We start from the raw sequence: 23297 nt of genomic DNA, 5'->3' as shown, positions 1-23297 counted from the left end.
GTCCGGAGGCTCGTCGCGAGCCTGCGAGTGGCGAGGGGGACGGGGTCCTCGTGGGTGTCCTTATAGGGTCGAGCCCGTGGGCGTGGGTGAGACAGGGGCATCGGCCGAGCCTCCGCACCGGGCGCGGCTCGTGGTCCTGCTCTCGGGCACCGGGTCGCTGTGCGCGGCCCTGCTGGCGGCGACCGACGATCCCGGCTATCCCGCCGTCGTCGTCGCGGTCGGGGCCGACCGCGACGCCCCCGGCCTGGAGCACGCCCGCCGGCGCGGGCTGCCCACCTTCGTCTGCGCCGTCGGTGACCATCCCGACCGCGCTGCCTGGGACGAGGCACTGGCCGGCCGGATCGCCGGCTTCGCTCCCGACCTGGTCGTCTCCGCCGGCTTCATGAAGATCGTCGGGCCGGCGGTCCTGGGCGCGTTCGGGGAACGGTTCCTCAACACCCACCCGGCGCTGCTGCCGGCCTTCCCCGGCGCCTCCGCCGTGCGCGACGCGCTCGCGGCGGGGGTCCCGGTCACGGGCGCGACCGTGCACCTGGTGGACGCCGGCGTCGACACGGGGCCGGTGCTGGCCCAGCGCGAGGTGCTGGTGCTGCCGGGCGACGACGAGGCGCGGCTGCACGAGCGGATCAAGGACGTGGAGCGCGAGCTCCTGGTGGAGACGGTGGCGGAGTTCGTCACTCCACCCCCGACCAGCCCGCCCCCGACGAGGAAGAGCCCCTGATGAGCGACCGCACGCCGATCCGCCGCGCCCTGCTGGGCGTCTACGACAAAACCGGGATCGAGGATCTCGCCCGCGGCCTGGCCGCGGCCGGTGTGGAACTGGTCAGCACCGGTGCCACTGCGCGGCGGATCGCCGGTGCGGGGGTGCCCGTGACGCCGGTCGAGCAGGTCACCGGCTTCCCCGAGTGCCTGGACGGCCGGGTGAAGACCCTGCACCCCGCCGTGCACGCCGGCATCCTGGCCGACCGGCGCAAGGACGCGCACGTGACCCAGCTCGCGGACCTGGGGATCGTGGCGTTCGACCTCGTGGTGGTCAACCTGTACCCGTTCACCGAGACGGTCGCCTCCGGGGCGAGCCCCGACGAGTGCGTCGAGCAGATCGACATCGGGGGCCCGGCCATGGTCCGCGCCGCGGCCAAGAACCACCCGTCGGTCGCCGTCGTCGTCGACCCGGCGCGCTACGGCGACGTCCTCGCCGCGGTCGGCGCCGGCGGGTTCAGCCTGGCCGAGCGCCAGCAGCTGGCCGCGGCCGCGTTCCGGCACACGGCGAGCTACGACATCGCCGTCGCCTCCTGGATGGGCAACGTGCTCGCGCCCGACGACGACAGCGGCTTCCCCGGCTGGGTCGGCGCGAACTGGGCGCGCACCGACGTGCTGCGCTACGGGGAGAACCCGCACCAGCGCGCCGCGCTGTACCGCTCCGACCGGCCCGGGCTCGCGCACGCCGAGCAGCTGCACGGCAAGCAGATGTCCTACAACAACTACGTCGACACCGACGCCGCCTGGCGCGCCGCGCACGACCACGACGAGCCGTGCGTGGCGATCATCAAGCACGCCAACCCGTGCGGGATCGCCGTGGGCGCAGACATCGCCGCCGCGCACCGCAAGGCGCACGCCTGCGACCCGGTGTCGGCGTTCGGCGGCGTGATCGCCGCCAACCGCGAGGTAGACCTCACGATGGCCGAGCAGGTGGCGGAGGTCTTCACCGAGGTGGTCGTCGCCCCGTCGTTCACCGACGACGCGGTGGCGGTGCTGACCGGCAAGAAGAACGTGCGGCTGCTGCGGCTGCCGCACCTGCCCGAGAGCGGGATCGAGCTGCGCCCGATCAGCGGCGGGCTGCTGCTGCAGGGCCGCGACCGCATCGACGCCGCGGGCGACGACCCGACGACCTGGACGCTGGCCACCGGCGAGCCGCTGGACGCCGCCGGCCTCGATGACCTCGTCTTCGCCTGGCGGGCGGTGCGCGCGGTCAAGAGCAACGCGATCCTGCTGGCGCACGACCGGGCGACCGTCGGCGTGGGCATGGGCCAGGTCAACCGGGTCGACTCCGCGCGCCTCGCGGTTGCGCGGGCGGGGGAGCGGGCCACCGGTTCGGTCGCCGCCTCCGACGCGTTCTTCCCGTTCGCCGACGGCCTGCAGGTGCTGCTGGACGCGGGCGTGCGCGCGGTGGTCCAGCCCGGCGGGTCGGTGCGCGACGACGAGGTCGTCGCCGCGGCGGCCGCCGCGGGCGTGGCGCTGTACCTGACCGGCACCCGTCACTTCGCGCATTGAGGCCCCGTCCAGAGGCTCACCCTGAGCCTGCGAAGGGTGAGGGGAACGGGGTCCTTCGTCCCCCCACCGCTCGCAGGCTCGCGTCGGGCCCCCGCACGGGGCCGAAACCGCACGTCGGCCCGCCGGAGGCAGGCGCCGTCGTCGAGGCGGAGGACTTCGCCCGGGTCGACTGGTGGGGCGCCGAGCTGGACGGCGTCACGTTCCTCCGCTGCCGTTTCGACGACGCCGGGCTGGAGGAGCTGGTCACCCGGCGGTGCGTGTTCGACCAGTGCATCCTCACCGGGGTGCGCATGGCCGGCGCGCGGCACCTGGGGTCGGCGTTCCTGTCCTGCCGGTTCGACCGCGCGACGCTCATCGACGCCACCTGGGACGGGTGCAAGCTCACCGGCTCCCAGTTCCCGGGCGCGCGCCTGCGACCGATGACGGCGACCGAGTGCGACTGGAGCTACGCGGCGCTGCGCGGCGCCGACCTCTCCGGGTTGGATCTCTCCGGCCAGCGGTTCCGGGAGGCCGACCTCACCGACGCCGACCTGCGCGAGTGCGATCTGACCGGCGCTGACCTGGGCCGCGCCAGGCTCCAGGGCGCCAAGCTCCGCGGCACCGACCTGCGCGGCGCCTCCACCGACGAGATCAACTGGCACGCCTTCGAGCTCACCGGCGTCCGCCTCGACCTCGTGCAGGCGGTGCAGTTCGCCCGCGCCCACGGCGCCGTCGTCGTGGACTGATCACACCGATCGCACGGTCACGCCGAGTGGGCCCGGAGGGTCCGCGCAGGCGTGACTCAGCGGCGCCGCGCAGCTGGGGACGGCCGTTGGCCGCGTCGTCATCCGGAGGATGACGATGTGCTCAGTACCTCGGGCCGGTCAGCAGCGCCTTCAGCGACCCGAGCAGGCCGAGGACGGCGACGGCGATCGCGCACCAGAAGCCGGGACCGAAGGCGCCGACCTCCCAGTCGACGTCCGCGAGCGGGACGACGACGGCCGCGGTGACGACGGCGCTGACCAGGAGTGCCACGGACCCGAGGAACCGGTGGGTGCGGGCGGGGAGCCAGAGCAGCTGGCCGCCGAGGCTCTCGGGGCCGCGAAAGGCCACCGGCCGGTCGGAGTAGACCGGCGCCGTGGGACGCGGTCGCACCGGTCCTGCTCCGGTCGCGCTCGGTCATCGCGCACCTCCGCATGTCGCCGGGCCGGACGACCCGCACGGCGAGGCCAGGGCCGGATCGGCGTCGGCGGGACCCTCTCCGGCAGACTGTCGGCGTGCCCGCGACGATCCTGGACGGCAAGGCCACCGCGGCGACGATCCGCGAGGAGCTCACCGAACGGGTGGCAGCCCTCACCGCGGCCGGTCGCCGGCCGGGGCTGGGCACGCTGCTCGTCGGCGACGATCCCGGCAGCCGCTGGTACGTGAACGCGAAGCACTCCGACTGCGCCCAGGTCGGCATCGCGAGCATCCAGCGGGAACTCCCCGCCACAGCCAGCCAGGCCGACGTGCTCGCCGTGGTGGAGGAGCTGAACGCCGACCCCACCTGCACCGGCTACATCGTCCAGCTCCCGCTGCCGGAGGGCATCGAGGAGAGCGCCGTCCTGGAGGCGATGGATCCCGTCAAGGATGCGGACGGGCTGCATCCGGTCAACCTGGGCCGCCTGGTCCTGAACGTGTCCGGCCCGCTGCCCTGCACCCCGGTCGGCATCGTCGAGCTGCTGCGCCGCCACGACGTGCCGATCGCCGGAGCGGAGGTCGTCGTCATCGGTCGCGGCATCACGGTGGGCCGCCCGCTCGGCCTGCTCCTCACCCGCCGGTCGGAGAACGCCACGGTGACCCTGTGCCACACCGGCACCCGCGACGTCGCCGGGCACGTCCGTTCCGCCGACATCGTGGTCGCCGCCGCCGGGGTGCCCGGGCTGATCACCGCGGACATGGTGCGGCCGGGGGCCGCCGTGCTCGACGTGGGCGTGAGCCGGGTCGACGGGAAGATCGCCGGTGACGTCGCGCTCGACGTCGCCGACGTCGCCGGCCACGTGGCCCCCAACCCCGGGGGAGTGGGCCCGATGACCCGGGCCATGCTGCTGCAGAACGTGGTGCTCGCCGCGGAGCAGGCGGCCGCACCCGGGGCTCTCCCGGCCTGACGGTGAGCCGCCCGCCGCTCTACGTCCGCCGGCCTTTCCTGGCCGGGCTCGTGCGGCAGCTGCCGCTGCTGGCGGTGCTGCTCGTGGTCGGCGCCGGACTGGTCCTGGTCACCTTCGAGCACTGGCGCTGGGGCCTGGTCGTCGTGGCACTGGCCCTGGTGGGCGCCGCGGTGCTGCGGTTGCTGCTGCCGGTGCGCCGGGTCGGCTTCCTCGCCGTGCGCAGCCGGGCGGTCGACGTCGTGCTCATGGCCGGGGTCGGCCTCGCCCTCGCCGTCGCCGCGCTGTCGATTCCCGGTACGTGAACGGACCCCCGGCAGCGCGGGACGGCGACCAGCGATAGGTTGACCGCCATGGCGAAGCAGCCCGGGAACGGGAAGGTCACCGTGGTCGGTGCCGGTTTCTACGGCTCCACCACCGCTCTGCGCCTCGCGGAGTACGGCATCTTCGAAACCGTCGTGCTCACCGACATCGTGGAGGGCAAGCCCGAGGGACTGGCCCTCGACATGAACCAGTCCCGGCCGATCGAGGGCTTCGAGACCACGGTCGTCGGCGTCGGCGGCGGGTCCTACGAGGGCACCGAGGGCTCCGACGTCGTCGTGATCACCGCGGGTCTGCCGCGCAAGCCCGGCATGAGCCGGATGGACCTGATCGAGACCAATGCCGGCATCGTCCGCCAGGTCTCGGAGAACATCGCGCAGACCTCGCCGGACGCCGTGGTCATCGTCGTGTCCAACCCGCTGGACGAGATGACGGCGCTGGCACAGCTGGCCACCGGTTTCCCGAGGCACCGGGTCATGGGCCAGGCGGGCATGCTCGACACGGCCCGCTTCACCAACAACGTCGCCGAGGAGCTCGGCGTCCCGGTCGGCTCCGTGCAGACCCTCACCCTGGGCTCGCACGGCGACACGATGGTGCCGGTGCCCTCGCGCTGCACGGTGGACGGCAAGCCGCTGTCCGAGGTGATGGCCGCGGACCGGATCGCGCACCTGGTCGACCGCACCCGCAACGGTGGCGCAGAGGTCGTGGCGCTGCTGAAGACGGGCTCGGCGTACTACGCGCCGTCGGCCGCCGCCGCCCGGATGGCCAAGGCGGTCATGGAGGATTCCGGTGCCGTCATGCCGGTCTGCGCCTGGGTCGACGGCGAATACGGGATCAACGGCGTCTACCTGGGCGTCGAGGCCGAGATCGGCCGGAACGGTGTGCGGCGGGTCGTCGAGAGCGACCTGGCCGAGAGCGAACTGACCGGGCTGCGCGAGGCGGCCGAGGCCGTACGCGCCAAGCAGGCTGACGTAGCCGACCTCTGAGCCGCACGCTCAGAGCCGCAGAGAGGGAACACCTGAGTGCGCGAGCTTGCGAGCGCACCGATGACAGAGCAGCGGCTGCGAACGCAGCCGACGAGCGCCAGCGAGGAGAGCAAGTGAGCAAGATCAAGGTCGAGGGCACCGTCGTCGAACTCGACGGCGACGAGATGACCCGGATCATCTGGCAGTTCATCAAGGACCAGCTGATCCTGCCGTACCTCGATGTGAACCTCGAGTACTACGACCTGGGCATCGAGGCCCGGGACGCGACCGACGACCAGATCACCGTCGACTCCGCGAACGCCATCAAGAAGCACGGCGTCGGCGTCAAGTGTGCGACGATCACGCCGGACGAGGCGCGGGTCGAGGAGTTCGGTCTGAAGCGGATGTACCGCTCGCCCAACGGGACGATCCGCAACATCCTCGGCGGCGTCATCTTCCGCGAGCCGATCATCATGGAGAACGTGCCGCGGCTGGTGCCGGGCTGGACCAAGCCGATCGTCGTCGGCCGCCACGCCTTCGGCGACCAGTACCGCGCCACCGATTTCAAGTTCCCCGGCGAGGGCACGCTGACGATCAGCTTCCAGCCTGCCGACGGCTCCGCGCCGATCGAGCACGAGGTCTTCCAGTCGCCGGGCGGCGGCGTCGCGATGGCGATGTACAACCTCGACGACTCGATCCGCGACTTCGCGCGGGCCTCGATGAACTACGGCTTGCAGCGCAACTACCCCGTCTACCTGTCGACCAAGAACACGATCCTCAAGGCCTACGACGGCCGCTTCAAGGACCTGTTCGAGGAGGTCTTCCAGGCCGAGTTCAAGGACAAGTTCGAGTCCGCCGGCATCACCTACGAGCACCGGCTCATCGACGACATGGTCGCCGCGTCCCTCAAATGGGAGGGCGGCTACGTGTGGGCCTGCAAGAACTACGACGGTGACGTGCAGTCCGACACCGTCGCCCAGGGCTTCGGCTCGCTCGGCCTCATGACCTCGGTGCTGATGAGCCCCGACGGCCGCACGGTCGAGGCCGAGGCCGCCCACGGGACGGTGACCCGCCACTTCCGGCAGCACCAGCAGGGCAAGGAGACGTCGACGAACCCGATCGCCTCCATCTTCGCCTGGACCCGGGGTCTGGCCCACCGCGGCAAGCTGGACAACACCCCGGAGGTGACCCGCTTCGCCGAGACGCTGGAGAAGGTCTGCATCGACACCGTCGAGAGCGGCCAGATGACCAAGGACCTCGCGCTGCTGATCTCCAAGGACCAGCCGTGGCTGACCACCCAGGACTTCCTGGCGGCCATCGACACCAACCTGCAGAAGGCCATGGCCTGAGCGCCCTGAGCTGACCGCCGGCGGCCCCCTCACCCTGCGGGTGAGGGGGCCGTTGCGCGTCCGGGGGCGGCGCCATGGCGCCGGTATGCGCATGGATGCGGTCATCCGGGGCGCAGAACCGCATCCATGCGCATGAGCGTGCTGGGGTGGGGGTGGGGTCAGCCGAAGAGCTGGGTCCACCAGGGGCCGCCGGGGCCCGCGGCGATGCCGACCCCGAGCCGGGTCAGGCTGCAGTCGAGGATGTTCTGCCGGTGCCCCGGGCTGTTCATCCACGAGGTCATGACGGCGGCGGCGTCGGCCTGGCCCCGGGCGATGTTCTCCGCCCGCGCGGCGACGCCGGCCCTGTCCGCGCGGTCGAAGGGGTCCAGCCCGTCGAGGTTCACGTGGTCGAAGAACCCGCGGTCGCGCATGTCGGTGCTGTGCGCCCGGGCCACCGCGGCCAGCCCTGGGTCGGCGGTGAGCGGTCCGCACCCCGCACGTCCGCGCTCGGCATTCACCAGCGCCAGCACCTGCGCCTCGCCGGGGGAGCCGGCCGGTTGGGCGGCCGCGACGGTCGCCCTCGGCGCCGCGCCAGCGGGGGGTGCAGGGGGAGGCGTCGGGGCCGGGACGGGCACCGGGGCGCCGGCCGCGACGTCGGCCGTCGGGGTCTCGGCCGCGACGTCGGCCGTCGGGGTCTCGGCCGCGACGTCGGCCGTCGGGGTCCCGGTCGTCGGGGTCGCGGTGGACGGGGGCGCGGTGGACGGGGGCGCGGCCGGCAGGGTGTCGATGGGCGGCGGGGACGGCGCCGCGACGGCTGGGCCGGCCGGGGCGCCGCCGGTGGCGACCGGCGCGGGGGAGGTGCCGGGGAACGCCGAGGTGGAGGACTCCTGCGACCCGGCGGCCCCCGACCGGGAGCTCGCGTCGAGCCCCACGGTCGGCGATTCGGCAGGGCCGGGCAGGACCGGTACCACCAGCAGCGTCGCGGTGACCGCCGCCGTCGCGACGAGGACCCGGGACAGCCGGCCCGCGAGGGAGTAGAGCCGGCCGGATCGGGAGCGCCCCGGCCGCGGGGTGCGAACGCTCGGTCGGTGCGGCCGCGGGGGAGCGGAAGGCCGGTGGCGCATCGAGGTCCTCAGGTTGATCACGATCCGTTATCGACTGGAGACTAACCGTGCTGTGTCCGCAGCGGTAGTCCCGCGCAGTGGGCGGGCTCACCGGTCGAACCGGGGGCTCCGGTTGTGCCCGCGACTCCGTCGGCCAGCAAGGACCGGCACCATGGGCACGTCCGCCCGCACCACCAACCCCGAGGAGCACGCCGCCGGTGAGCGACGTCTGGCTCAGCATCGTCATGGTCATCGTCTTCGTCCTGATCGGCGGCGTGTTCTCCGGCGCCGAGATCGCGCTCGTCTCCCTCCGCGAGGGGCAGGTGCGCTCCCTGGCCGAGCAGGGCCGCCGCGGCCAGGCCGTGCAGAAGCTGCTCAGCGACCCCAACCGGTTCCTCGCGGCGGTCCAGGTCGGTGTGACCTTCGCCGGGTTCTTCTCCGCAGCTTTCGGTGCCAGCACGCTGTCCCAGCCGTTCGCCGACTGGCTGGTGAGCCGCGGCATCGGTGAGGGGCTGGCCGGGACACTGGCCCTCGTCCTGGTCACCATCGCGATCAGCTACCTGTCGCTCGTGGTCGGCGAGCTGACCCCCAAGCGGCTGGCGCTGCAGCGCGCGGAGGGATTCGCGCTCCTCGTCGCGGCCCCCCTGAACCTGCTGGCCAAGCTCTCCCGGCCGGTGATCTGGCTGCTGTCGAAGTCGACCAACGTCCTGGTCCGGCTCCTGGGCGGCGACCCGAAGATCAGCGGCGAGTCCATCAGCCAGGAGGAGCTGCGCGACCTCGTGGCGGCGCACGAGTCGCTCAGCAGCGACGAGCGCCGGCTGATCGACGAGGTCTTCCGGGCCGGCGAGCGCGAGGTGCGCGAGGTCATGACCCCGCGCACCGAGGTGCAGTTCCTCGATGCGTCCATGACCGCCAGCCGCGCGGCCAGGCTCGTCGCCGAGTCGAACTGGTCACGGTTCCCGGTCGTCGGGCGGGACCAGGACGACGTCACCGGCTTCGTCCACGTGCGCGACCTCTTCCTGCCCAACCATCCGGCCGGCCGCGCCGCCACCGTCGGCGACCTCGCCCGCGACGTCACCCGGCTGCCGGGTACCGCCGGCGTCCTGACCGTGCTCAGCGAGATGCGCCGGGAGAACCAGCACCTGGCGATCGTCGTCGACGAGTACGGCGGCACCGACGGGATCGTCACCCTGGAGGACCTGATCGAGGAGGTCATCGGGGAGATCTACGACGAGTACGACGAGGAGGTCACCCCGGAGGCGAAGCAGTCACCTGACGCGCCCCGCGAGGTCGACGGCCTGCTCAACCTGGACGACTTCGCCGAGTCCACCGGCCTCCAGCTGCCCGAGGGGCCGTACGAGACGGCGGCCGGCTACGTGCTCGCGGTGCTCGGCCGGCTACCCCAGGTCGGCGACAGCGTCGAGCTCGAAGGCCGGACGATCACGGTCCTCGAGCTCGACGGACGGCGGATCGCCCGGCTGGTGGTCAGCCCGCCGCCGGCGCCGGCGCCCGACGAGGAGGACCGCAGCGAGGCCTCCGCCGGCTGACGGTCGGCCCCTCTGCAGGGTCCCGACGCGAGCCTGCGAGCGGTGGGGGGGCAGAGGGGTCCTTCTACCGGGCGACGTCCCAGGCGTCCCGGACGATGCCGACCAGGTCGGTGTGCTTCGGCGTCCAGCCCAGTTCGGTGCGGATCCGGTCGCTGGACGCGACCAGCTGGGCGGGGTCGCCGGCCCGCCGCTCGCCGACGGTCACCGGGATCGGGTGACCGGTCACCTCGCGGGCGGCCTCGACCACCTCCTGCACCGAGAACCCGGTGCCGTTGCCCAGGTTGTAGATCCGGTGCTCGCCGGCCGCCGGCGCCGGCAGCGCCAGCAGGTGGGCGTCGGAGAGGTCCTCGACGTGCACGTAGTCGCGGATGCAGGTCCCGTCGGGCGTCGGGTAGTCCTGGCCGTAGACGGTGAGCGACTCGCGCTGCCCGGCCGCCACCTGGAGGGCGATGGGGATGAGGTGGGTCTCCGTGGTGTGCCGCTCACCCAGGCCGTAGGCCGCCCCCGCGACGTTGAAGTACCGCAGGCTCACCGCCGCGAAGCCGTGCGCGACGGCGTAGGAGGTCAGCATGTGGTCGACGGCGAGCTTGGAGGCGCCGTAGGTGTTGGTCGGCCGGGTGGGTGCGTCCTCGCGGATGGGCACCTGGTCGGGCTCGCCGTAGGTGGCCGCGGTCGAGGAGAAGACGATCCGGCGGCAGTCGGCCGCCCGCATCGCCTCGAGCAGGGCGAAGGTGCCGCCGACGTTGGTGTCCCAGTAGTCCTCGGGGCGCTGCTGGGACACCCCGACCAGGCTCTTCGCGGCGAAGTGCAGCACCGCGTCCGGGCGGACGTCGGCCAGCACCGGCGCCGAGTCGTGCAACGACACCTCGGCGAACGTGGTCCCGGAGGGCACGGCGTCCGCGTGACCGGTCGAGAGGTCGTCGAGGACGGTGACCTCGTGCCCGTCGGCCAGCAGGGCCGCCGTCACTACGCTGCCGATGTAGCCGGCTCCGCCGGCGACGAGTACGCGCATCGGCCCACCCTATGAGGGCGGCCGTGGAGGTGGAGGATCTCGTGGTCAGTGCCCGACCGGCGGTTCAGTCGCTCCCCGCTTACAAGCCCGGCCGCAACCCGGCCGACCTGGCCCGGGAGATCGGCGTCGAGCGGGCGGTGAAGCTGGCCAGCAACGAGGTCGCCTTCCCGCCGCTGCCCGCTGTGGTCCAGGCCGTGACCGCGGCGGTCACCGAGACCAATCGTTACCCCGACAACGGCGCGGTGGTCCTCACCCGGGCGCTGGCCGAGCGGTACGGCGTCGACCCGGCGCAGGTGGCCACCGGCTGCGGCGCGGTCGCCATCTGCCAGGAGCTGGCCCAGGCCTACAACGACCCGGGCACCGGCATCGCGTTCGCCTGGCGCTCCTTCGAGATGTACCCGCTACTGGCCCGGGTGGCCGGCGCCCGCGCCGTGCAGGTCCCGCTGATGCACGGGCGGGACGGCGGAACGCCGGACACCCACGACCTGGATTCGCTCGCCGCGGCGCTCGACGGCACCACCCGCCTGGTCTTCGTCTGCAATCCCAACAACCCCACCGGGACGGCCGTGCGCCGCACGGAGCTGGAGCGCTTCCTCGGCGCGGTGCCGGCCGAGACACTGGTCGTCCTCGACGAGGCCTACCGGGAGTTCGTCACCGACCCCGACGTGCCGGACGGCGTCGAGCTGATGCGCGGGCGGCCGAACGTCGCCGTCCTCCGCACGTTCTCGAAGGCGTGGGGGCTGGCCGGCCTGCGGGTGGGCTACCTGCTGGCCGAGGATCCCGCGGTCGCCGAGGCGGTGCGCAAGACGCACCTGCCGTTCAGCGTCGGCATGGTCGCGCAGGCGGCCGCGGTGGCGGCGCTGGCCAGCGAGGAGGAGGTGCGCGCCCGGTGCGCCGCCGTCGTCGCCGAACGCGACCGGCTGACCGGTGCGCTGCGGCGGCGCGGGCTCGAGGTGGCGGACAGCCAGGCGAACTTCGTCTGGTTGCCGCTGGGGGAGCGGACGGCGGAGCTGGCCGGCGCCCTGGAGGCCCGGGCGGTCATCACCCGACCCTTCGCCGGCGAGGGCATCCGGGTCACGGTCGGCACGCCCGAGGAGGACGACGTCTTCCTCGCCGCGCTGGACGATGCACTGGCCGCCACGGCGGCGTGACCTGCCCCGGGCCCGCGGCCGCGTCGGCCGGCGGCGCGACGGAACGGGGGAGGCCGGAACAGGTGGCCCTCGGGGCTGGTTTGATGACCGACGTGGCTCTTCCCCGAGTGCTGTCCGGCATCCAGCCGACGGCGGACTCCTTCCACCTCGGCAACCTCCTGGGTGCGCTGCGGCAGTGGGTCGCCCTGCAGGACGACCACGAGGCCTTCTACTGCGTCGTCGACCTGCACGCGATCACCGTCGAGCAGGACCCCGCGGTCCTCCGCCGGCGCACGCTGGTGTCGGCCGCCCAGCTCCTGGCGCTGGGAGTGGACCCCGACCGCAGCACCCTGTTCGTGCAGAGCCACGTGCCCGAGCACGCCCAGCTGGGCTGGGTGCTGCAGTGCCTCACCGGTTTCGGCGAGGCCAGCCGGATGACCCAGTTCAAGGACAAGAGCCAGCGTCAAGGCGCAGCCAGCACCACGGTCGGGCTCTTCACCTACCCGATCCTGCAGGCCGCCGACATCCTGCTCTACCAGGCCGCCCGGGTACCGGTGGGTGAGGACCAGCGGCAGCACCTGGAGCTGACCCGGGACATCGCGAGCCGGTTCAACAACAGGTTCGGCCCCACGTTCACCGTGCCGGAGGCGTTCATCCCCCAGGGGACGGCCAAGGTGCTGGATCTGCAGACGCCGGAGAAGCAGATGAGCAAGAGCCTGCCCGGTGCCGGCTGTCTCTCGCTGCTCGACGACCCGAAGGTGTCCGCCAAGAAGATCCGCTCGGCGGTCACCGACACCGGCCGCGAGGTCGTGGCCGACCCGGTCGCCAAGCCGGGTGTCACCAATCTGCTCACCATCCACTCGGCGCTCTCCGGGCAGAGCATCGCCCAGCTGGAGGAGCACTTCGCCGGCCGCGGCTACGGCGACCTGAAGAAGGAGCTCGCGGAGGTGGTCACCGACGCGCTCGCTCCGGTGCAGCAGCGCACGGCCTCGCTGCTGGCCGATCCCGCCGAGCTCGAGCGGCTGCTCGCCGCCGGCGCGGGGCGGGCGCGCGAGGTCGCGGCGAGGACGTTGGCGAGCGTCTACGACCGGGTGGGCTTCCTGCCGGCGGCCGGGTTCCCGGCATGAACGACGACACCTTCGTCGTCCGGCGCCCGCGGCCTCCGGAGACGGCCGTGCTGGGCGTGATCCTGCCGATCCCCGAACCGTGGGCGCAGCTGCTCGTCGACTGGCGGACCAAGGTCGGCGACCCGCAGGCGAGGGTCGTCCCGCCGCACGTGACCCTGCTGCCTCCGACCGAGGTGCCGGTGGCCGACCGCTCCGCCATCCGTGCGCACCTCGCCGACGTCGCCGCCGGCCACCCGCCCTTCGACATGCACCTGTCGGGGACCGGCACCTTCACGCCGGTCAGCGACGTCGTGTTCGTGGCCGTAGCCCGCGGCATCGGCAACTGCGAGCTGCTGGCCAACGACATCCGCCAGGTGCCGCTGGCCCGCGCGTTGTCGTTCCCGTACCACCCGCACGTGACGGTGGCCCACGACGTCCCGGCCGACATGCTGGAGTTCGCCTACAGCGGGCTGCAGGAGCTGTCCGCGGAGTTCCGCGTCCAGCACTTCAGCGAGTTCGAGCAGACCGCTGACGGCGGCTGGGCGGTCGCCGGCGAGTACCCGCTCACCGGTCCCGCGCACTGAAGAAGGATCCCTCGCCCCCCGCCGCTCGCAGGCTTGCGGCGGGACCCCGCAAGCGGCCGCCGGGGCGCGGCGCGGAAGCCGATCGCCGAGACTCGGGCGGTGAGTTCCTCCCGCACCGGTGACGACCCGGCCCGCAAGGCCTGGCCCGCCCGGATGTGGGACCGCATCGAGTCCACCGGCGAGGCCGCCCGCCGGCGTTCCCCGTGGCTGGACCACCTCGCCCGCGCCGGTGGCCGGTACCAGCGGACGCAGGGCGACCTGATGGCCGCCGGCGTCACCTACTTCGCGTTCCTGGGGCTCTTCCCGGTGCTGATGCTGATCGCCTCGATCATCGGGCTGGTGCTCTCGGGCAACGAGCTGCTCCAGCGGGAGCTGTACGGCGCCATCCGCGACACCTTCCCCGGCTCCACCGGCCAGGAGATCGTCACCAACCTCCAGGCCGCCGTCGGCTCCGCCGGCGTGGTCGGGCTCATCGGCCTGGTCGGCTTCCTCTACGCGGGCCTGCGCGCCATGGACAAGCTGCGCATCGGCATGGAGCGCATCTGGAAGGGGCACCCGGAGGAACCGGAGTTCCTGCGCGACAACGTCCAGGACATCCTGGCGCTCATCCTGCTGGGCGCTCTCGGGATCCTCAGCTTGGGGCTGACCGGGGTGGCCACCTGGGCCACCGGCTGGCTGCTCGAGGTGCTCGGCCTCCAGGACGCGCCGGGTCTGTTCATCCTGACCGCGGTCATCAGCCTCGCACTGGCCTTCGCCGGCGACACCGTCGTCTTCCTGTGGCTGCTGAAGGTGGTGCCCTCGACCAGGCACCCCCTGCGCCGGCTGCTGCCGGGGGCGCTGTTCGGTGCCGCCGGGTTCGAGGCGCTGAAGCTGATCGGCAACCTCTACCTGTCGGTCATCTCCGGCAGCGTGACCGCGTCGGCCTTCGGCGGCGCGGTCGGGATCCTGGTCTGGATCAACATCGTCTTCCGGTTCGCGTTCTTCACCGCGGCCTGGACGGCCAGCCTCCCGGCGGTGGCGGACGCCGCCCCGGCAGCGGGGCCGACGAGGACCGACGCCCCCGACGGCGACCGGACGTCCGCACGCTGACCGCAGCGACCCCGCCGATCGCCGCGACGGTCAGGGCCACCGCGATCCAGGGCAGGGAGTCCTCCGCGACGGGTGCGGTGGCCGGGGACGGGTCCGGCCGGGAGACCGGCGAGGTGTCCACCGCGGGTGCCGTCGGAGCCGCCATCGGAGCCGGCGTCGGCGTCGCCACGAGGTCGGCGGGGCGGACGAGCCGACCGACCCCAGCGGTGCCGGCCGGGACGGCGAAGCCCCAGTCGAGCAGCAGTGCGGCCTGGTCGGCCGCCCGCAGCGGCACGCTCTCGGTGTCCAGCACGCTGACCACCAGCCGCCGGCCGTCGCGCTCGGCCGCGGTGACGAACGTGTGCCGGGCGGCGTCGGTGAACCCGGTCTTGGCGCCCAGGTTGCCCGGATAGGTGCCGAGCAGCGGGTTCTGGTTCTGGATCTGGAAGCCGGGGAACCGGCCCTCGACCGCCGGCATGTCGGCGGTCGGGACACGCAGCACGGCGGCGGTGGCGGGATCTTCCAGGAGGGCGCGGAAGAACAGCGCCAGGTCGTAGGCGGAGGAGGACTGCCCGACGACGTCGAGGCCCGACGAGGTGCCGGCGACGGTGTCGAAGGCACCGAGGTCCCGGGCGGTCCGGTTCATCGCGGCAAGGGTGGCGGCCTCGCCGCCGGCTGCGCGGGCCAGCGCGTTCGCCGCGTCGTTGCCCGACTGCAGCACCAGCGCGGTGAACAGCAGCGACACCGGGTACCGCCCGCCGGCGACCAGCCCGACCCGGCTGCCCTCCACCTGTTCGTCGGCCACCGTGCCCACCACGACCTCGGCCGGGTCCAGCCGGTGGGCCAGGGTCAGGAAGGTCAGCGTCTTCAGCGTGCTCGCGGGGTAGTAGCGGCCGTGCGGATCCCGCGCACCCAGCACCGCCCCGGTGCCTGCGTCGGCGACCAGCCAGCCGGACGCCGCGATGCCGGCGGGCAACGGGGGAGCGCCGGCGGCCACCACCACCCCACGGGTGCGCAGCCGGTCACCGCCCACGGTGCCGCCGTCGGGCGCGCTGCCCCGCGGCGGTAACCCGGTGCGGGGCGCGGTCGGGGTCGGGGCGGCGTGGTCGACGGCGGGCCACGAGGACGGAGCCGTGGTCTCGCGGGCCGGCCCGGCCTGCGCCGCACCGACGGGCGCCAGCAGGGCGACCAGGGCGGCCGCTGCCGCCGCCCGCCACCGTCGTCCCATGTCCGGAGGCTATGCGCAGGTGACGTGCGCCACGGCGTCCGGGAGGCGCAGTGCCCGAACGAATGAGCCTTCGCAACGATCGGGTCTCAGTCCGTGCCGAGGGTGGCAGCCCCCTCCGTCGGCGCGATTAGCGTCCGGGGCGTGACGCACGACCCGCCGCACGCGGGCCGCCGGACACGTGCACATCCACACCCCCGGGAGACGCCGCCGTGCGGCGGGCGCCTCCCCCCAGCGAAGGAGATCGTCTTGCGCGGAGCGCGGATGACGAAGGCCAGCGCGCGCGGCGTGGCGCTGCTGCTGGCCGGCAGCCTGGCCCTGGCGGCCTGCGCGAGCGACGAGGAGCCCGAGGCGGGCGGGAACACCGGCGCGACCGCGGAGGACCTCCAGGTCGGCCTCGCGTACGACGTGGGTGGCCGCGGCGACCAGTCGTTCAACGACTCGGCCTACGCCGGCGCGGAGGCCGCCGTCGAGGCGCTCGGCGGTGACGTCCAGGAGTTCAGCCCGAACGAGGACGGCTCCGACCGCGTCGAGGGCCTGGCCAACCTGGCCCAGGAGGGCTTCGACCCGGTCATCGCCGTCGGCTTCGCGTACGGCGAGTCGATCGCCGAGGTCGCCGAGGAGTTCCCCGACACCACCTTCGCGATCGTCGACTCGTCGGTCGCCGAGCTCGGGGTCGAGAACGTGACCGGTCTGCTGTTCGCCGAGGAGCAGGGGTCCTTCCTCGCCGGCGCTGCTGCGGCGCTGAAGAGCGAGACCGACCACATCGGTTTCATCGGTGGCGTCGAGATGCCGCTGATCCAGAAGTTCGAGGCGGGGTACGTGGCCGGCGCCAAAGCGGTCAACCCCGACATCCAGGTCGACGTCGAGTACATCTCGCCGGCCGGTGACTTCTCCGGCTTCGGCGACCCGGCGCGCGGGCAGATCCTGGCCCGCAGCATGTACGACGCCGGCGCCGACATCGTCTACCACGCGGCAGGCGGCTCGGGCACCGGTGTCTTCCAGGCGGCGGCCGAGACCGGCAACCGCGCGATCGGCGTCGACTCCGACCAGTACCAGACGGTCGACGACCCGGAGCTCCAGGCCGTGATCATGACCTCGATGCTCAAGCGGGTCGACAACGCCGTGGAGGCGTTCATCACCGACTACTCCGAGGGCAACGTCCAGGGTGGCGTCGACATCACCAACGACCTGGCGAGCGACGGCGTCGGCCTGGCCACCTCCGGCGGCCAGATCGACGACATCCAGGGCCAGATCGAGGAGTACCGCCAGCAGATCATCGACGGCGAGATCGAGGTCCCGAGCACACCGTGACCCGGAGCGCGGGCCCGCCCCCGGGGCGGGCCCGCGTCCCTCGGTTCGATCCACGGCGGGCCCGGGCGCATGCGCTCGGGCCCGCCGTCGTCATCGTGGCCGCCGGCCCACCCGGGGCGGCCCGACCGACGGCGAGGCGGTGCGGCATCATGCCCGTGCCCGGGTGCGCCGAAGGCCGCACCCGGTAGGACCCGGCGGGGCGGGGATCCCGCCCCGCCGGGCAGACGAGTGGACGTGCGCCGCCATCCGCGGCCGACCGCGAGAGAGGGGCCCCATGGCCGCAGCAGGAGCGGTCGGCGGTACCCCGCCGGTCGGGGACGGAGCAGCCGGCGGCGTCCCGTTCGCGGTGGAGCTGCGCAGGATCACCAAGCGCTTCCCCGGCGTCGTGGCGAACAAGGACATCGAGCTCCGGGTCCGCCGGGGGGAGGTGCACGCCATCGTCGGCGAGAACGGGGCCGGCAAGTCCACCCTGATGAAGACTCTCTACGGGATGCACCGGCCGGACGAGGGGCAGATCCTGCTCGAGGGGCGCGAGGTCCACTTCCGCAGCCCCGCGGACGCCATCGCCGCCGGCATCGGCATGGTGCACCAGCACTTCATGCTCGCCGACAACTTCACGGTGCTGGAGAACGTCGTGCTCGGCAGCGAGCCGACCAAGGGCGGTCGGCTGGACCGGGCGGAGGCCCGGCGGCGGATCGCCGCGATCTCCGAGCGCTACCGGCTGGGGCTGGACCCCGACGTGCTGGTCGAGGGCCTGGGCGTCGGTGACCGGCAACGGGTCGAGATCGCCAAGGTCCTCTACCGCGGGGCCCGCACCCTGATCCTGGACGAGCCGACCGCCGTCCTCGTTCCCCAGGAGGTCGACGAGCTGTTCGGCAACCTCGCCGAGCTCAAGCGCGAGGGCCTGGCGGTCATCTTCATCTCGCACAAGCTCGACGAGGTCCGCCGGGTGGCGGACTCGATCACCGTGATCCGCCGCGGGACGACGGTCGGCGAGGCCGATCCGCGGACGACCACGGCGAAGGAGCTGGCCCAGATGATGGTCGGCTCGGAGCTGCCCACCCCCGAGACGCGCAGCTCGACCGTGCGCCAGGTCCCGGTCCTGCGGTTGGCCGGGGTCACGGTCGACTCCGGGGCCGGCCGGCCGCTGGTCGACGCGGTGGACCTGACCGTCCGCGAGGGCGAGGTGGTCGGCATCGCGGGCGTGGAGGGCAACGGGCAGGCCGAACTCGTCGACGCCGTCATGGGTCTGCGCCCGCTCGCGTCCGGCGCCGTCCGGCTGCGGGAGGCGGACATCACCGGGTGGAGCACGCGGGCCCGCCGGGAGGCCGGCATGGGCTTCATCCCCGAGGATCGCCACCGCCAGGGGATGCTGCTGGACGCGCCGCTGTGGGAGAACCGGATCCTCGGGCACCAGACCCGGCCACCGGCCGCCCGCGGACCGTTCATCGACCGCGGCCGCGCCCGCACCGACACGGCGCGGATCATGCGCGAGTACGACGTCCGGGCCCCCGGGCCGGACTCGCTCGCCGTCGCGCTCTCCGGTGGGAACCAGCAGAAGCTGATCATCGGCCGGGAGATGAGCGCCGCCCCGCGGTTGCTGGTCGCCGCCCACCCGACCCGCGGCGTCGACGTCGGAGCCCAGGCGGTCATCTGGGAGCTGCTCAAGGACGCGCGCGCCGAAGGGATGGGCATCGTGCTGATCTCCGCCGACCTGGACGAGCTGATCGGGCTCTCCGACACCCTGCACGTCATGCTCCGTGGCCGCCTCGTCGCCACCGTGGACCCCCGCCAGGTCACCCCCGAGGAACTGGGCGGGTACATGACCGGCGCCCGGACCGCGGCGGGTGCGGCATGAACCGCCTGCGCCGCACCGGCCTGGCGCTGCTCGGCCCGGTGCTCGCCGTCCTCGTGGCCCTGGTCATCTCCGGCCTGGTGATCGCGCTGATCGGCCAGGACCCGCTGCGGGCGTTGCAGGTGATGGTGGACCTCGGCGACGCGCCGTCCCAGCAGGTCCAGTCGATCGTGGTGATCCTCAACCGCGCCGTCCCGCTGTTCCTCGCCGGGCTGGCCGTGTCGATCGCCTTCCGGATGGGCCTGTTCAACATCGGCGTCGAGGGCCAGTACCGGATGGCGACCGTCGTCAGCGCCGCGGTGGGTGCCGCCGTCGTGCTTCCGGGCCCGCTGCACGTCCTGCTGGTGATCGTCGTCGCGATGGTGGTCGGCGCCTTCTGGGCCGGCATCGTCGGTGTGCTCAAGGTGACCCGCGGCGTCAGCGAGGTCATCAGCTCGATCATGCTCAACTTCATCGCGCTGGGGTTGGCGTCCTTCCTGCTCACCGGCCCGCTGCGGGGCAGTGCGGAGGGGGCGTCGATCATCACGACGGCGCCGCTGCCCGAGTCGGCCTGGTTCCCGGGGCTGAACGGGGTGCTGGGCGCCTTCGGCCTGGCCGAGCCGCGCACCGAGCTGTTCGGGTTCCTCGTCGTCGCGGTCGTCATCGGCGTCGTGATCTCGGTGCTCGTCCAGCGGACCCGGTTCGGCTTCGACCTGCGGGCGACCGGCATGTCGGCGTCCGCCGCCACCGCCAGCGGCGTCGACGCCCGCCGGATGGTCGTCACGACCATGCTGCTCTCCGGCGCGGTCGCCGGCCTGGTCGGCCTGCCGGACCTGCTGGGGGACGCACACTCCTTCGGGACCGAGTTCACCGCCGGCCTCGGCTTCCTGGGCATCGCGGTGGCCCTGCTCGGCCGCAACAACGTGCTGGGGGTCGCCCTGGCCGCGCTGCTGTTCGCGTTCCTCGACCGGGCGGCCCTGCCGCTGCAGTTCGCCGACATCCCCGCCTCGGTCGTCACGATCATCCAGGGCACGATCGTGCTCGCCGTCGTGGTCGCCAACGAGGTCGTCCGCCGGCTGACCCTGCGCTCGGCCGAGCGGGCCGGTGCCGCGGCGACCGGCGCGCCCCCGGACCCGGGTGCGGACGGTGGCGGCCCGGGCGGCGGCCCAGGCCCCGACAGCGGACCGGACGGCGGCCACCGCGTCCGCACCGGCGTCCCCGGCACGCCCGAGGGGGCGCGCGCATGAGAAGCACCGCTTCCACGACCGGGGAGGGCACCGCGACCCGGCCCAGCCGCGGCCCGCTCACCGATCTGCTGACCGGCGGTGGCCGGGGCCGACGGATCCTGTGGCTGGTCCTCGGGCTGCTGTTCGTCTTCTCCTTCACCCGGGCGGTCTCCGGGGAGGAGGCGCTGACGTCGTCCTCGACGCTGCGCGCGGCGCTGCTCCTCGCGGTGCCCATCGGGCTCGCCGCGCTCGGCGGCCTCTACTCCGAGCGGGCCGGGATCGTGAACATCGGCCTCGAGGGGATGCTCATCCTCGGCACCTGGGGTGCCGGGTGGGCCGGCTGGCACTGGGGCTGGGGGGGCGCCATCGTCGGCGGCCTCCTGCTCGGTGCGGTGGGCGGTCTGCTGCACGCCATCGCGACGGTGACCTTCGGTGTCGACCACGTCATCTCCGGTGTGGCGATCAACATCCTGGCCGCCGGCCTCGTGCGCTTCCTCTCGGAACTGGTCTACGTCGAGGGGACCGGGGGCGGGCCGACCCAGTCGCCGTCCCTCCGGGGGGACCCTCCGGAGATCTCCGTCCCGGTGCTGTCCTCCGGCCCGGACCTGCTCGGCGACCTCGAGAAGACCGGCTGGTTCCTGCTCAGCGACCTGGCCGGGGTGCTCCGTGGGCTCACCGCTGGGCTCGGCGTGGTGACGCTGGTCGCGCTGCTGCTGATCCCGATCTCCTACCTGGTCCTGTGGCGGACGGCGTTCGGGCTGCGGTTGCGGTCCTGCGGGGAGAATCCGGCGGCCGCCGACTCGCTGGGCGTGCCGGTCTACCGGATGAAGTACATCGCGGTGATCATCTCCGGCGCGCTGGCCGGCCTCGGTGGTGTCTTCCTCGTCTTCGTCGCCGGTATCTACCGCGAGGGGCAGACCGGTGGCCGTGGCTTCATCGGGCTGGCCGCACTCATCTTCGGTAACTGGCGGCCGGGTGGCCTGGCCGCGGGCGCCGGTCTGTTCGGCTTCGCGGACGCCCTGCAGCTGCGCAGCCGGACGGCGGTCGTCGCGCTGCTGCTCCTGGTCGCGCTGCTGCTGGCCGGGGTGGCCGTCTACCAGGCGGCGCGTCGCCGCTGGACCCCGGCCGGGTTCGCCGGGGTGGTCGCGGCGGCGGCGCTGATCGGCTTCGTCACCGTCGAGGAACTGCCCGACGGGATCGTCTTCTTCACCCCGCACCTCACCACCCTGCTGGTGCTGTCACTGGCCTCCCAGCGGTTGCGGATGCCGAAGGCCGACGGACTGGTGTACCGACGAGGGGAGCACTAGTGGGCGGCGAGAGCGCCGTGGACTGGGATGCGCTGCGGCTCGCGGCGCGCGAGGCGATGACGCATGCCTACGCGCCGTACTCGAAGTTCCCGGTGGGCGTCGCGGGCCTGGTGGACGACGGCCGGGTGGTCACCGGGTGCAACGTCGAGAACGCTTCCTACGGCCTGGCCCTGTGCGCCGAGTGCGGCATGGTCAGCGACCTCGCCCGGACCGGCGGCGGCCGACTGGTGGCGGTGGCCTGCGTGGGCGGGGACGGGCAGCCGCTCATGCCGTGCGGGCGCTGCCGTCAGCTGCTGTGGGAGCACGGCGGCGCGGACATGCTCATCGAGACCGTCTCCAAGTCCTCGCCCACCCAGACCCGGATCGTGCCCATGCGCGAGGTGCTGCCCGATGCCTTCGGGCCGGACGACCTCGTCGCGGCCGCGGCGCGAGGGGCCTGATGGACGCGATCGACGTCATCCGCGCCAAACGGGACGGCGCCACGCTGACGGCCGAGCAGATCCGCTGGGTCATCGGCGCCTACACCGGCGGCAGCGTGCCCGACGAGCAGATGAGCGCGCTGCTCATGGCGGTGTTCTTCCGCGGCATGGTCGCCGATGAACTGGCCGCGTGGACGCAGGCGATGATCGACTCCGGGGAGCGCAAGGACCTCTCCTCGCTCGGGCGGCCGACCGCCGACAAGCACTCGACCGGCGGCGTCGGCGACAAGATCACCCTGCCGCTGGCGCCGCTGGTCGCCGCCTGCGGCGTTGCTGTGCCGCAGCTGTCGGGGCGGGGGCTCGGGCACACCGGCGGCACGCTGGACAAGCTGGAGTCGATCCCCGGCTGGCGGGCCGACGTCCACGAGGACGCCTACCTCCGCCAGCTGCGGGACGTCGGTGCGGTGATCTGCGCGGCGGGCAACGATCTCGCTCCGGCGGACAAGCTGCTCTACGCGCTGCGCGACGTCACCGGCACCGTCGAGTCGATCCCGCTGATCGCCAGCTCGATCATGAGCAAGAAGATCGCCGAGGGTGCCGACGCCCTGGTCCTGGACGTGAAGACCGGCTCGGGTGCGTTCATGAAGGACCCCGAGGCCTCGCGCGAGCTGGCCCGCACGATGGTGGGCCTGGGCGAGGCAGCCGGGGTGCGCACCGTCGCGCTGGTGACCGCCATGGACCGGCCGCTGGGCCGGGCCGCCGGCAACGCCGTCGAGGTCGCCGAGTCGGTGCAGGTCCTCGCCGGCGGTGGTCCCGCCGACGTCGTCGAGCTGACCCTGGCGCTGGCGCGCGAGATGCTCGCCGGCGCCGGCCGGGACGACGTCGATCCCGCCGACGCGCTGGCCGACGGCCGGGCGATGGACGTGTGGCGGCGCATGATCGCCGCCCAGGGCGGGGACCCCGGCGCCCCGCTGCCGGAGCCCGCCGAGACCCACGTGGTGGCGGCGCCGGCGACCGGCACGCTGACCCGGCTGGACGCGTTCTCGCTCGGCGTCGCCGCCTGGCGGCTCGGTGCCGGGCGTGCCCGCAAGGAGGATCCGGTGTCGGCAGCGGCCGGCGTCGTCTGGACCGCCGGGGTGGGGGAGCGGGTGACCGCCGGTCAGCCGCTGCTGGAGCTGCAGACCGACGACGCGTCGCGCATCCCGCGGGCGCTGGAGGCGCTCGAGGACGCCATCGGCATCGACACCGGTGACTCGCCGCTGCCCCTGGTCGTCGACCGAATCACCGCGTGAGCGCCCATTCCCCCGTGATCATGAAGTTCCGGACGTGACATGCCGGTGAGCGGCGGTGTGTCGCCTCCCGGAGCTCATGATCGTCGGGGGGCTCGGTGAAGTGTCCAGAACGAGGAGGACACTGG

At 73.3% G+C, this 23297-nt stretch carries 22 protein-coding genes; 18 read left to right on the top strand and 4 right to left on the bottom strand.

The window, feature by feature from the left end; translation table 11 throughout:
- Positions 1-82 precede the first annotated feature (82 nt).
- The 3 genes from purN to QOZ86_RS06815 are packed head-to-tail and all read left to right on the top strand — an operon-like array spanning position 83 to position 2993.
- Positions 83-718: a phosphoribosylglycinamide formyltransferase gene (gene purN, locus QOZ86_RS06825; RefSeq protein WP_284491217.1), complete on the top strand. Its 636-nt coding sequence runs from the start codon at positions 83-85 to the stop codon at positions 716-718.
- On the top strand, positions 718-2268 hold the full coding sequence (gene purH / locus QOZ86_RS06820) for a bifunctional phosphoribosylaminoimidazolecarboxamide formyltransferase/IMP cyclohydrolase (protein ID WP_284491216.1): 1551 nt from the start codon (positions 718-720) through the stop codon (positions 2266-2268). The genes purN and purH overlap by 1 nt, the downstream gene beginning before the upstream one ends.
- Positions 2265-2993, top strand: a complete 729-nt coding sequence (locus tag QOZ86_RS06815) for a pentapeptide repeat-containing protein (RefSeq protein ID WP_284491215.1) — start codon at positions 2265-2267, stop codon at positions 2991-2993. The genes purH and QOZ86_RS06815 overlap by 4 nt, the downstream gene beginning before the upstream one ends.
- 121 nt (positions 2994-3114) lie before the next feature.
- Here the strand turns inward: QOZ86_RS06815 and QOZ86_RS06810 are convergent, their stop codons facing one another.
- Positions 3115-3402: a hypothetical protein gene (locus QOZ86_RS06810; protein ID WP_284491214.1), complete on the bottom strand. Its 288-nt coding sequence runs from the start codon at positions 3400-3402 to the stop codon at positions 3115-3117.
- A gap of 122 nt (positions 3403-3524) precedes the next feature.
- On the opposite strand from QOZ86_RS06810, the gene QOZ86_RS06805 reads away from it, so the two are divergent.
- The 4 genes from QOZ86_RS06805 (at position 3525) to QOZ86_RS06790 (ending at position 7026) form a co-directional block, all read left to right on the top strand.
- A complete protein-coding gene (locus QOZ86_RS06805; RefSeq protein ID WP_284491213.1) occupies positions 3525-4394 on the top strand; it encodes a bifunctional methylenetetrahydrofolate dehydrogenase/methenyltetrahydrofolate cyclohydrolase in 870 nt (289 codons plus the stop codon).
- Positions 4395-4396: 2 nt separating this feature from the next.
- Positions 4397-4696, top strand: coding sequence for a DUF3017 domain-containing protein (locus tag QOZ86_RS06800; RefSeq protein WP_284491212.1), 300 nt, complete (start codon positions 4397-4399; stop codon positions 4694-4696).
- Positions 4697-4744: 48 nt separating this feature from the next.
- A complete protein-coding gene (mdh, locus tag QOZ86_RS06795; protein WP_284491211.1) occupies positions 4745-5698 on the top strand; it encodes a malate dehydrogenase in 954 nt (317 codons plus the stop codon).
- A gap of 113 nt (positions 5699-5811) precedes the next feature.
- Positions 5812-7026: an NADP-dependent isocitrate dehydrogenase gene (locus QOZ86_RS06790; RefSeq protein WP_284491210.1), complete on the top strand. Its 1215-nt coding sequence runs from the start codon at positions 5812-5814 to the stop codon at positions 7024-7026.
- Between the two features lie 158 nt (positions 7027-7184).
- Here the strand turns inward: QOZ86_RS06790 and QOZ86_RS06785 are convergent, their stop codons facing one another.
- Positions 7185-8129: a CAP domain-containing protein gene (locus tag QOZ86_RS06785; RefSeq protein ID WP_284491209.1), complete on the bottom strand. Its 945-nt coding sequence runs from the start codon at positions 8127-8129 to the stop codon at positions 7185-7187.
- A gap of 197 nt (positions 8130-8326) precedes the next feature.
- Here QOZ86_RS06785 and QOZ86_RS06780 point away from each other — a divergent pair, with 197 nt between their 5' ends.
- Positions 8327-9655: a hemolysin family protein gene (locus QOZ86_RS06780; RefSeq protein ID WP_284491208.1), complete on the top strand. Its 1329-nt coding sequence runs from the start codon at positions 8327-8329 to the stop codon at positions 9653-9655.
- A 64-nt stretch (positions 9656-9719) separates the two neighbouring features.
- On the opposite strand, the gene galE is transcribed toward QOZ86_RS06780, so the two are convergent.
- Entirely contained in the window at positions 9720-10667 is a 948-nt protein-coding gene (galE, locus tag QOZ86_RS06775) for a UDP-glucose 4-epimerase GalE (RefSeq protein ID WP_284491207.1), read from the bottom strand.
- Between the two features lie 41 nt (positions 10668-10708).
- Between galE and hisC the strand changes: the two genes are divergently transcribed.
- From hisC to QOZ86_RS06755, 4 genes are all read left to right on the top strand, one after another.
- Positions 10709-11818, top strand: coding sequence for a histidinol-phosphate transaminase (gene hisC, locus QOZ86_RS06770; RefSeq protein WP_284491206.1), 1110 nt, complete (start codon positions 10709-10711; stop codon positions 11816-11818).
- 83 nt (positions 11819-11901) lie between these two features.
- Complete coding sequence (gene trpS, locus QOZ86_RS06765) at positions 11902-12924, top strand: tryptophan--tRNA ligase (protein ID WP_284491205.1); 1023 nt, start codon at positions 11902-11904, stop codon at positions 12922-12924.
- Complete coding sequence (locus QOZ86_RS06760) at positions 12921-13487, top strand: 2'-5' RNA ligase family protein (RefSeq protein WP_284491204.1); 567 nt, start codon at positions 12921-12923, stop codon at positions 13485-13487. The genes trpS and QOZ86_RS06760 overlap by 4 nt, the downstream gene beginning before the upstream one ends.
- A 99-nt stretch (positions 13488-13586) precedes the next feature.
- Entirely contained in the window at positions 13587-14576 is a 990-nt protein-coding gene (locus tag QOZ86_RS06755; protein ID WP_284491203.1) for a YihY/virulence factor BrkB family protein, read from the top strand.
- On the opposite strand, the gene QOZ86_RS06750 is transcribed toward QOZ86_RS06755, so the two are convergent.
- Positions 14470-15783, bottom strand: a complete 1314-nt coding sequence (locus QOZ86_RS06750; RefSeq protein WP_284491202.1) for a D-alanyl-D-alanine carboxypeptidase family protein — start codon at positions 15781-15783, stop codon at positions 14470-14472. The genes QOZ86_RS06755 and QOZ86_RS06750 overlap by 107 nt on opposite strands.
- A 261-nt stretch (positions 15784-16044) precedes the next feature.
- Between QOZ86_RS06750 and QOZ86_RS06745 the strand changes: the two genes are divergently transcribed.
- The 6 genes from QOZ86_RS06745 to QOZ86_RS06720 all read left to right on the top strand — a co-directional run bounded on the left by QOZ86_RS06745 (position 16045) and on the right by QOZ86_RS06720 (position 23172).
- Positions 16045-17094, top strand: coding sequence for a BMP family lipoprotein (locus QOZ86_RS06745; protein ID WP_284491201.1), 1050 nt, complete (start codon positions 16045-16047; stop codon positions 17092-17094).
- A 274-nt stretch (positions 17095-17368) separates the two neighbouring features.
- Positions 17369-18952, top strand: coding sequence for an ABC transporter ATP-binding protein (locus tag QOZ86_RS06740; RefSeq protein ID WP_284491200.1), 1584 nt, complete (start codon positions 17369-17371; stop codon positions 18950-18952).
- Complete coding sequence (locus QOZ86_RS06735) at positions 18949-20175, top strand: ABC transporter permease (RefSeq protein ID WP_284491199.1); 1227 nt, start codon at positions 18949-18951, stop codon at positions 20173-20175. The genes QOZ86_RS06740 and QOZ86_RS06735 overlap by 4 nt, the downstream gene beginning before the upstream one ends.
- The gene (locus QOZ86_RS06730; RefSeq protein ID WP_284491198.1) at positions 20172-21461 is read left to right on the top strand and encodes an ABC transporter permease; all 1290 of its coding nucleotides are present in this window, start codon (positions 20172-20174) and stop codon (positions 21459-21461) included. The genes QOZ86_RS06735 and QOZ86_RS06730 overlap by 4 nt, the downstream gene beginning before the upstream one ends.
- Positions 21461-21901 (top strand): cytidine deaminase, encoded by a 441-nt coding sequence (locus QOZ86_RS06725; RefSeq protein ID WP_284491197.1) that lies wholly within the window; start codon positions 21461-21463, stop codon positions 21899-21901. Before QOZ86_RS06730 ends, QOZ86_RS06725 begins: the two co-directional genes overlap by 1 nt.
- Positions 21901-23172 carry a thymidine phosphorylase gene (locus tag QOZ86_RS06720; protein ID WP_284491196.1) on the top strand — a complete coding sequence of 424 codons (1272 nt, stop codon included), beginning with the start codon at positions 21901-21903 and terminating at the stop codon, positions 23170-23172. Before QOZ86_RS06725 ends, QOZ86_RS06720 begins: the two co-directional genes overlap by 1 nt.
- The last annotated feature ends 125 nt before the right edge of the window (positions 23173-23297 follow it).

It is taken from the genome of Blastococcus capsensis, from assembly GCF_030165005.1.
Lineage (GTDB): Bacteria > Actinomycetota > Actinomycetes > Mycobacteriales > Geodermatophilaceae > Blastococcus > Blastococcus capsensis.
Note: the sequence above shows the minus strand (reverse complement) of the source record. Positions and strands in the feature narration are given on the sequence as shown.

Coding starts and splice junctions, on each gene's coding strand:
- purH (WP_284491216.1), top strand. CDS start 718: ATGAGCGACCGCACGCCGATCCGCCGCGCCCTGCTGGGCGTCTACGAC.
- mdh (WP_284491211.1), top strand. CDS start 4,745: ATGGCGAAGCAGCCCGGGAACGGGAAGGTCACCGTGGTCGGTGCCGGT.
- QOZ86_RS06785 (WP_284491209.1), bottom strand. CDS start 8,129: ATGCGCCACCGGCCTTCCGCTCCCCCGCGGCCGCACCGACCGAGCGTT.
- galE (WP_284491207.1), bottom strand. CDS start 10,667: ATGCGCGTACTCGTCGCCGGCGGAGCCGGCTACATCGGCAGCGTAGTG.
- trpS (WP_284491205.1), top strand. CDS start 11,902: ATGACCGACGTGGCTCTTCCCCGAGTGCTGTCCGGCATCCAGCCGACG.
- QOZ86_RS06760 (WP_284491204.1), top strand. CDS start 12,921: ATGAACGACGACACCTTCGTCGTCCGGCGCCCGCGGCCTCCGGAGACG.
- QOZ86_RS06750 (WP_284491202.1), bottom strand. CDS start 15,783: ATGGGACGACGGTGGCGGGCGGCGGCAGCGGCCGCCCTGGTCGCCCTG.
- QOZ86_RS06745 (WP_284491201.1), top strand. CDS start 16,045: ATGACGAAGGCCAGCGCGCGCGGCGTGGCGCTGCTGCTGGCCGGCAGC.
- QOZ86_RS06740 (WP_284491200.1), top strand. CDS start 17,369: ATGGCCGCAGCAGGAGCGGTCGGCGGTACCCCGCCGGTCGGGGACGGA.
- QOZ86_RS06735 (WP_284491199.1), top strand. CDS start 18,949: ATGAACCGCCTGCGCCGCACCGGCCTGGCGCTGCTCGGCCCGGTGCTC.
- QOZ86_RS06730 (WP_284491198.1), top strand. CDS start 20,172: ATGAGAAGCACCGCTTCCACGACCGGGGAGGGCACCGCGACCCGGCCC.
- QOZ86_RS06720 (WP_284491196.1), top strand. CDS start 21,901: ATGGACGCGATCGACGTCATCCGCGCCAAACGGGACGGCGCCACGCTG.